At 57.9% G+C, this 7869-nt stretch carries 6 protein-coding genes and 2 pseudogenes; 2 read left to right on the top strand and 6 right to left on the bottom strand.

Going from position 1 to position 7869, the window contains the following annotated elements; all coding sequences use genetic code 11:
* The coding region (locus FV230_RS21200; protein ID WP_147843803.1) for a transposase at nt 1-247 on the bottom strand (247 nt) is incomplete at its 3' end.
* 65 nt (nt 248-312) lie between these two features.
* Here FV230_RS21200 and FV230_RS21195 point away from each other — a divergent pair.
* Nucleotides 313-1002, top strand: a pseudogene (locus FV230_RS21195) (IS3 family transposase); the annotation flags it as partial.
* Nucleotides 1003-1395: 393 nt separating this feature from the next.
* On the opposite strand, the gene FV230_RS21190 reads toward FV230_RS21195, so the two are convergent.
* The 4 genes from FV230_RS21190 to FV230_RS21175 all read right to left on the bottom strand — a co-directional run bounded on the left by FV230_RS21190 (nt 1396) and on the right by FV230_RS21175 (nt 6511).
* Nucleotides 1396-3318: an EAL domain-containing protein gene (locus tag FV230_RS21190; RefSeq protein ID WP_246694944.1), complete on the bottom strand. Its 1923-nt coding sequence runs from the start codon at nt 3316-3318 to the stop codon at nt 1396-1398.
* A gap of 926 nt (nt 3319-4244) precedes the next feature.
* The gene (locus tag FV230_RS21185; RefSeq protein ID WP_147843801.1) at nt 4245-4766 is read right to left on the bottom strand and encodes a hypothetical protein; all 522 of its coding nucleotides are present in this window, start codon (nt 4764-4766) and stop codon (nt 4245-4247) included.
* Nucleotides 4766-5191 carry a hypothetical protein gene (locus FV230_RS21180; protein WP_147843800.1) on the bottom strand — a complete coding sequence of 142 codons (426 nt, stop codon included), beginning with the start codon at nt 5189-5191 and terminating at the stop codon, nt 4766-4768. The genes FV230_RS21185 and FV230_RS21180 overlap by 1 nt, the downstream gene beginning before the upstream one ends.
* 897 nt (nt 5192-6088) lie before the next feature.
* On the bottom strand, nt 6089-6511 hold the full coding sequence (locus FV230_RS21175) for a helix-turn-helix transcriptional regulator (protein ID WP_147843799.1): 423 nt from the start codon (nt 6509-6511) through the stop codon (nt 6089-6091).
* 581 nt (nt 6512-7092) lie between these two features.
* Between FV230_RS21175 and FV230_RS30920 the strand changes: the two are divergent.
* Nucleotides 7093-7340: pseudogene (locus FV230_RS30920) on the top strand (IS110 family transposase); the annotation flags it as partial.
* Nucleotides 7341-7492: 152 nt separating this feature from the next.
* Here the strand turns inward: FV230_RS30920 and FV230_RS21170 are convergent.
* The coding region (locus tag FV230_RS21170; RefSeq protein WP_210248648.1) for a helix-turn-helix domain-containing protein at nt 7493-7869 on the bottom strand (377 nt) is incomplete at its 5' end.

The following is a 7869-nucleotide window of genomic DNA, read 5'->3' as shown; positions in this document are numbered from 1 at the left end:
GGATCAGCTTGTCGAGGGTGAGATCGGCGATGGCCTTTCGAAGCCGAGAATTCTCGGTCTCAAGACTCTTCATCCGTCGAACTTGATCCGACTTCAGGCCGCCAAACTCACGCCGCCACCGGTAGTACGTCACCGAACTCACACCGAGCGCGCGGATTGCATCGGCCACGCTCTGGCCCTGTGAAATCAGAACGTCCGCCTGACGTAGCTTCGCGACGATCTCCTCGGGCTTCGGGTGCTTTGCCATCTCGTCCGTCCTCCAGGCTCAAAAGCCATACCAAAGGGCGGACCACTTCAATGGGGGCTGACCACTACAGGCAGCGCTCGAACCCTTAGGTCGCGCTGCGGATGCGGATGAAGGAGCTGGCTGCCGCACTGGTGCGCTACGGCTATCGGCGGCCGCACATCCTGTTGCGACGGGCGGGCTGAGAGTTGAATCACAAGCGCACCTACCCGATCTACGGGGACGAGGGACTATCGATCGGGCCCAAGCTGCTGAAGCGCAAACGGGCTTCTCGCTACCGGCAAGGGCGGCCGGCCATCGGCGGGCCCAACGAGGTCTGGGCCATGGATTTCATGTCCGACCGCCTCTTCGATGGTCGTTCGTTCCGGATCCTGACGGTCGTCGATTGCCATACGCGAGAGGCGCTTTCACTCAAACCGAGAGCCAACTTCCGCGTCTTCCAGGTGACCGAGGCCCTGGACGCACTGGTGAAGCTCCGCGGTCGTCCAAAGAGCTTACGGGTGGACAATGGACCGGAGTTCGCTGCGCGCATGCTCGACCAGTGGGCGTACCTGAACGGGGTCGAGATCGACTTCTCACGACCGGGCAAACCGACAGACAACGCCTACATCGACTCGTTCAACGGCCGCCTACGGGCGGAATGTCTGAACGCCTCATGGTTCCTGTCGCTGGCCGATGCCCGCGAGCGCATCGAGGACTGGAGGTCGCACTACAACGAAGATCGCCCCCATACGGCCCTGGGCGGCTTAACGCCCTGAGCCTTCGCCAACCAAGCTGTCACAGCCCAAGAGCTTGCATAGGTCGTGGACCACAAACCGGGTCAACTCCACACAGCTCGGGAACTTGCATAGGCCGTGGACCACAAACGGGGGCAACTCCAGGCCAACCGTGCACTAACTTCACTCCTGGGTCACCAAATGGGGCAGGTCATGGGCCGCCCACCCCCTTGAACTAAGTTTTCCAGCGCGATTGCAGGCCCGGTCAAACGCGGGTTGCGGCAGGTCCCCCTCCCGGTATCAAAATTTACAGCGTCGACAAGAGCTTCGCCGGCGTTTCCGACGTCCGCGAGCCCGATTTCAACTCTGGCTCGCGATAGAGTTAGCGTCCGCGGCAATGCTGGTACTTACGGTTCCCTCTGGAGAAGCCGTTCGTTAGGCACGAAGACGGATGGCCGCGGATCCATACGAAATTATTTGAAGAAGCTCACTAACCGGCATTGGTTTGCCGAACAGGTAACCCTGAACGTAGCGGCAGCCTTGTCGTTGCGCCACTTCGAACTGACCGATGGTTTCGATACCCTCGGCGATGCCGTCGAGCCCAAGATTCTGACAAAGGTCCAGGATCGTCGACAGGAGGCTGCACCCGCGGGCGGTATCGATGTCCGCCATGAAACTGCGATCGATCTTGATCTTGTCGAGAGGCAGCCGGTGCACGTAACTGAGACTCGAATAGCCGATCCCGAAATCGTCCAGTGCGATCTTGATGCCCAGGTCACGCAACAATGTTATAGAGGTCTTCGCCTGATCGAAGTCGCGCATCAGGGCGGTTTCGGTAAGCTCCATAGTGAGTCGGGGGAACTCCAGTCCGCTGGCTCTGACGACGGCAAGGATGGCAATCATGGTCTCGGGGGAGGCCAAGTCATGGGCGGACAGATTGAAGGACAAGCCGATCTCAGCTGGAAGCCTGGCACAATCGGCCAGCGCCTTGCGAAGGAGCAGCAAGGTCATGGTCTGGATCATCCCGCAGCGCTCCGCCGCGGCGATGAACCGATCGGGCGTGATTCTGCCTAGAGTCGGGCTGGTCCAGCGCGCCAACCCTTCGACAAGGACGATCGCGCCGGAGTGCGTATCCACGATCGGCTGATAGTGCACCTCCATCTCCGCGTCGAGGTCGGACGTGCGTAGAGCGGCCTCTATGAGCCGCTCGGCCCGGATCGCATCCTCATGCTCTTGAGAGAAGAGGGTCGTCGTGCCACGTCGATGCTCTTTCGAGTTATACAGCGCGTAATCCGCGCGATCGAACAATTCGTCTGCTTTTCGTCCCGCCCCGGGGAATTCGGCCAGTCCGCCGGAGCAGCCGGTGATCATTCTGATGTTCCCCAAGACGATCGGCTTCCGCAGCGACTCACATATGCCGTCGCAGATGGCGGTGATCTCTTCCGACGTCCCGGGAGAACGAAACAGTACGCCGAACTCGTCGCCGCCCAACCGTGTGACGGCTACCTGGGATGCCTCGAAGATAGCGAGGCGTCGACCGGTCTCTTGCAGAACACAATCACCTGCATTGTGCCCATAAGTGTCGTTGATGGGTTTGAAGCTGTCCAGGTCAAAGATCGCTACAGCGAAGCTCGTATTGTTGGTCGCCGAGGCCTGTATAAGCGCGTCCAGGCACTGAAAGAAATAGCGGCGATTGGGCAGGCCCGTCAGACTGTCCGTATGGGCGAGACGTGCATTTTCCTCCGACAACCGCACCGATTCAGCCTGAGATGCGACGAGTTGGACGAAAGCGCGAAAATTGTTGTTGAGAACCCGTACCATCACTGCCGTCACGAATGCGATGTTGACAGCGATTGCAAGGAAGACGGGGTTCCCGCTGGCGACGCAGCAGAATACAAACACGCTCATCACGATGCCCGTGACTAGAAACGCTGCTACGGGCAGATGCGTCAAGCAGAAGATGCAAGCTATAACCGTGATGGCCACGAATATCGCGACATGCCCCTGTTCATATGCGCCGCCATAACCATTCAAGGCCATGGCCCAGCTGACGAACGCGACAGATAGAATCGTGGTCCAGGCGGTGGTTCGCAAGAGGTAGTGCTCGGCACGAGCCTCATCGATGGTCTCGGGGCGCATGTGCCACCACTGGAATGCTCGCATCAAGCATAGGATGATGAGTACGCAGGGAAGTCCGACCGTCATTGATAGGGGCGCAAGTCGATAATGGGTGGCCGACAGCGCACACGTATTCGCGGACAACAGCCCGAAAAGGGTTGGAATCTGCTTTTGGAGTTCCAGAAGTTGACGATTCGGGGACAGAGCACGGCTCCGCCCCCAAAATGCTCCGTACAGTATACTGCGACGACAATCGACGAATTTCACGAGACCACTTTCAGGTATATAATCAATTATTTATTGTGCAGCGATCGAGAACAAAGTCTCTGCGACGATCGCGGCGGTTCTTAGGGTGCGATTTCCGAGGCGCGGCACGGATTTCAGGTCGTCGGGACCCTGACTTGAACAGCTTCGTCTCGGGCGCATGTCAAACCATGGCGTAAAGCAATATCGTTCCATGCCGTCCTTCGGAACGCACGGCGAACCGGGCCCGACCGAACGGGGCTATGCCGGAGCTTGCCACGCCCTGCGGCATCACCCACGACGGGCGCGGCTGTAGCCATGGTGTTGGAGGAAGTTGCCGTTTATGTTACGGATCTTGCCATCGAGATCGGGGGCGAGCCAATTGCGGGAGCGATTGATCGCGTCGGTGAGGGCGCGCAAACCGGATCGGAACAGGCACATGAAATCTCTTCTGGATTGAGAGTGCCCAGATGCGTCTCATAGGCAGGTCGGGGTAATGGTGAAGCAAAACGCTCCCATCGGTCCGCAATGGGTCATCGGTTCGTCCGCAATTGATATACGAGCCATTGCGGTTGCACGCTTTACCTTCAAATCCCCAGTATCAGGCTCCCACCCCGTCGTTTTCCAATCACCTAGAGCCTCACATGCCTCAAATTCGTCGCTCGGCGGTTGATATCAAGCTATTCTACGTCATTCAATAACCCATCTTCACGAGAACAACGACACATCCGGCTGTGGGCTGGACCGGAGGATAAAAGTAATTCACTGACTCCAGCAATCGATGGGAGACCGAAGGTTCAAGGTGCCTGAACCGATAGGGACGGGACAACCGGTGAACGGCCATGAGCTTGAAATTCGGGCAGGCCTTACGATCGATACCAGTCCGTGGGCAACCCGTCCTGGATTTGCGCCGAGAGCGAACGTTAGAGCGGCGGATACGAACCTCTTAGACCGGCGCTCGGGTTGGCCACCTTCGAAACCGGTTCCTCACGCACCGGTTCCCTGCGTTTGAGCTCGTCGAGCTTTTGATCGGAAACAACCAAACTTCTTTTCATGATTTCGATCTCGATCCTTCTTCTTTCCAACTCCAGTTCGTAAAGTTTGGTGCAATCCATACGGTTATTGGACGCATCCAATGACATGGAGAAACGAGCGTACACACCAGCATTTTTCTGTGCCGAGGGTTGACCGTATACGTTGTTCGAATAGGGATAATTGTAGAGGTAGGACGACGTCAGCGGGTTATTGCCCGCGGCACCGTAGGAGCCAACCTCGACGCGCTTCATGCCATCCATCGTTGTACGGCAACTTGTGCCATCCGCGGCATGAAACTCGTCCTGTCCCGCACTGGCGGAGGCGGACGGAAGCGAAAATCCGGTTTGTGCCTGGGTCGACGTACTCCAAATCAGCATCAAAAACACTGACGCAGCGATTGCAGCTTTCATCAAATCCTCCTCGCGACGAGTGTTGAGCAAACTCGGGTGTTCACTGCAGTCGAGAAAGCCTCCAGTAAGTTCGTCGGCGCAATGGACTTAGTACAGACCCGAATCGTTCTCTCCCTCTGGCCGCTCAAATCAACCATCACGGAGAAACGTCGCGAGTTGGAGGCGCCGGGTGCGATCGAATAAGGGCCCATGGCGATCTTTTCCTGCGACGCCACGGCATGGCTGGACGCGACCCATCGATCCACATCGAACAGCTCGACGCGATACTCTTGGGCTTTCTTGCCGTCGTGATTCGTCTGGAAATAGGCAATCGCACGCTCGCCAGCAGTGTAGACGACTTGCCGACCAGGAAACAGCGCGTGGGCTTGCACAGCTGATGAGAATAAATATATAAACGCGGCGGAAGATATCAGTTTATCAAGCATGTAACCGTAACCTGCGCCATGTATGAGCCAGATGTATAAGTGCCGTTACCGTGCGCGGTAAGATATACGGAGACCACCGTACTCCCCAGTGCCGGCAGGTTGCTGGTAGCGGCAACTGCTAGCCCGGTCAGCGATGCCGTGTTGGCACCCGTTAGATTCGCGGACATGGCGAAACTCGTCGATGGGACGCCGGCGGGGGAACTCGTCCAATTGGTAGGACCGGTGATTGTAAGTGTGGCCGGCCCAGTATTCGCGGCAACGATTGTAGCCGGCGTGATCGTTGACCACGACTGTAGATCCGATCCCAACGACAAAATCCCATCGGTGCCGCTGATCAACGAACACGTAGATACAGCCACACCGCGGAAGTTTAGGGTTGCAGCTTCGGCTCGCACGAATGGCAACCATAGGGACACGATCATGAGCGTCGACAGGACGCGTAAAATCCTGCCTTCGTTCGAACGACGTCCGCTCATCTCGTTTCTAGCAAGTGGCGGTCCCATGACCCGTTCAACCTTCATCGGGGTTCCAGTCGCAAGCTGAGGAGCCTCACACGATCCGAATGCCCCACAACCCAGAGATAGTACCTGATAGTTAACACAACCTTAAATAGAAGAGTTGTCGCTGCGATGGTTGGTTCGTTGCGCCGAAGCGAATTGCGGCGACTAGGAATGCAACATGGCATGCCAAATCGTCCGCAAAGAAGAATTTACTCAGTCTTGAACACTGCTATAAATATTATAGGCTAAGTTTACAGCAATTGTTCATATTCTGCAGCTTTCTACTCAGAGCTGTTATCACAATGAGAATGGTTCGCCGATAGCGAACGGGGTGGATTACGCCACCTAAGTAATAATATGCATTGATAGTTTTGGTCAGAATATTATCTCGCGCAGTTCAAAATTCATTCATGCGAATATAGTCCGCTTGCCGTGAGCGCCGGTACTGAAGTCTTACCGCAGTTTTCAAAAGAGAAAGTATGGTTTTTCGCATTTCCTGATCTGTATTATGAGTGAATATTTTCACTAGCTCTTCGACTTGTGGATCGTTGAAGGATCTCCCTTTGGTACCCAGTTTCGAAACTGGCTTTACCTGGCTAGTGAAAAATGCGGTGATGGGAACCTGTAATATATCAGCAGTGATCTGAAGACGCCCTGCGCCAATACGGTTAAGACCCTTTTCGTATTTCTGAACTTGCTGAAAACTGATGCCTAGAGCTTCGCCTAGTGCGGTTTGACTGAGCCCATTCGCGACCCGGAGGGCTGCGATCCGACTGCCAATGCTGCGATCGGCCTCGGTGGCGATCTTGGATGTCTTCATGGATGTCACGTGGTGGCCTCAGGGTGGGCGACGTCAAAAAAAACGTCGCCTCGACGGTTGCTCAAGTTCGCAACGGGTTGTAGTTATATCATGAATACAACCGCAAGTGCGTAGAAGCCACAACCAGCCCTAGGAACGGCGTATGACTGCTGCGGGGTGTTCCAGCGCGGTGTGGTCATCGCACTGAAGGGTTCTCTCCGCGGCATCGCGTCATCGATTCCGCACCGGTTAGCGCTCTGAATCGCGTTCGGTCTCGGATGATGGGCGCCCGCGAGACCCGGCGCGTGGCTCGGCTAACGAGATGAGCGATGGAGACTATAATTTCTACGGAGAGGCCAAGGGTGGGATGTCGACGTCGCCGCTAGGAAAAGCGACATCGCCAGCGCGGGGTCTAGGCAGGGAGCCGAGCTCTATATCCGCCGATGCGATGCACCCCCTCTCCCCGAGACCGCAGAAGCGGATAGGGAAGGCGCCGCACGCCATGCCGGCCCTTTATGCCCAGGAGCCTCGAAGCCCGCGACGCGACGATTGAAGGACGACGCGCTGGTCGATCGTCCCTCGTTGGGTGGGTCGGAGGAATGGGCGGTCGACGCGTCCTGTGGTTCACCAAGCGCGGCAGCAAGTACCTGCGCATGATGCTGATTCAGGGGCCCGACGGCGATGCCGACCCTTCGCAAATGCGATCCGCGGATCGCCAATGGCTCCGGCGCCTGTTGGCGCGGGCGCATGCCAACACCCCATCGTTGCGCTGGCGGCTAAAATGGCCCGGACCGTCTGGGCGCTGCTGCGCCACGAACGCGTCTATAAGTCGGCGGTGCTGGCTGCTTGAACCGCCGTTGCTCGGCGTCGTGGAGCGCCGTCTATCCGTCAACGTCACGTGTCGCCACGCCATTACCATGCCCATCAATCAAGCCCCCGCGCGGTTTTCGGGGGCGTCGATCCCGTCCCATTTGCATGCGGGTTGGGGGACGTCGAGCGCGTTCAGGATCCTAGGATGTCGCACACGTCTCGCCGCGGGGTGGCCAGGGCCGCATCCGAGGCCCGGCAAACCAGGACCGTGGAGCGACGTTCCTGTGTCATCAGCTCCGCCGCGACAAGGTTGGCGACGTGCTTCGACAGGGTCGATGCCGGCCCGATGCCCAGGCGGTCCTGGAGCGTGCCGACGGCGAGCCCGTCGGGCCCGGCCTGTCCCAGCTCGACGAGGATACGGAAGCGGGTAACGTGGCCGAGGGCGACGAGTCGATCGGCAACCTGCTGTAGGTTCGCGGCATCCGTGACGTTCGGGTCGGGCTGGCGCGGCATCCGTGGACGCTGGGTTTGGGAGAGGGGGGGGCCGGGGCGAGGGCTCGCCCCCCAAC

It is taken from the genome of Methylobacterium sp. WL6, from assembly GCF_008040095.1.
Classification (GTDB): domain Bacteria; phylum Pseudomonadota; class Alphaproteobacteria; order Rhizobiales; family Beijerinckiaceae; genus Methylobacterium.
The sequence above is the reverse complement of the archived record's forward strand: the minus strand, read 5'-3'. Positions and strand labels throughout refer to the sequence as shown.